Source organism: Klebsiella sp. HN106 (assembly GCF_051209435.1).
Lineage (GTDB): Bacteria > Pseudomonadota > Gammaproteobacteria > Enterobacterales > Enterobacteriaceae > Klebsiella > Klebsiella oxytoca.
Genome location: NZ_JBLURD010000067.1, coordinates 1 through 1095, shown reverse-complemented (window position 1 = coordinate 1095; position 1095 = coordinate 1). Strand labels below are relative to the sequence as shown.

The 1095-nt window shown below is 47.9% G+C and carries 1 protein-coding gene; it reads left to right on the top strand.

What is annotated here, in order from left to right:
• Positions 1-942, top strand: a 942-nt coding sequence (locus tag ACSIPU_RS30305; RefSeq protein WP_109923718.1) for an IS110-like element IS4321 family transposase, incomplete at its 5' end; no start/stop codon positions are given.
• Positions 943-1095: the final 153 nt, after the last annotated feature.

Below are 1095 nucleotides of genomic sequence, written 5' to 3'. Positions count from 1 at the left end.
GATCGTCGCGGCAAGGCTGTTTACCGTAAAAAATTTACACGGCCAAAGTTAATCGAATTTTTGGCGACATGCCCCGCTACAACCATCGCAATGGAAGCCTGTGGTGGCTCTCACTTTATGGCACGCAAGTTGGAAGAGTTGGGGCATTTTCCTAAGCTGATATCACCACAATTTGTCCGTCCATTCGTTAAAAGTAACAAAAACGACTTTGTCGACGCCGAAGCTATTTGTGAAGCTGCATCGCGTCCGTCTATGCGTTTTGTACAGCCCAGAACTGAATCTCAGCAGGCAATGCGTGCGCTGCATCGTGTCCGTGAATCCCTGGTTCAGGATAAGGTAAAAACAACCAATCAGATGCATGCTTTTCTGCTGGAATTTGGCATCAGCGTTCCACGAGGAGCTGCCGTTATTAGCCGACTGAGTACCCTTCTTGAGGACAATAGTTTGCCTCTATACCTCAGCCAGTTATTGCTGAAATTACAACAGCATTATCACTATCTTGTTGAGCAGATTAAAGATTTGGAATCCCAGTTGAAACGAAAGTTGGACGAAGATGAGATTGGACAGCGCTTGCTGAGCATTCCCTGCGTCGGAACACTGACAGCGAGTACTATTTCAACTGAGATTGGCGACGGGAAGCAGTACGCCAGCAGTCGTGACTTTGCGGCGGCAACAGGGCTAGTGCCTCGACAGTACAGCACGGGAGGTCGGACGACATTGCTGGGAATTAGTAAGCGAGGTAACAAAAAGATCCGAACTTTGTTGGTTCAATGTGCCAGGGTATTCATACAAAAACTGGAACACCAGTCTGGCAAATTGGCCGATTGGGTCAGGGATCTACTGTGTAGGAAAAGCAACTTTGTCGTCACTTGTGCTCTGGCAAACAAGCTGGCCAGAATAGCCTGGGCCCTAACGGCACGACAGCAAACTTATGTAGCATAACGGCAGAAATACACCGGTTTAAAGAATCACTGATCTGGTTTTGCGAATACTGATATTGATGATACTAACGGCCCACCGGCCTGTTGAGGAACCTGTAAAACGGAAAGGCTCATTGAAGCCGTATATTTTCTGGAGGTTCATCAGGCGCGGAAC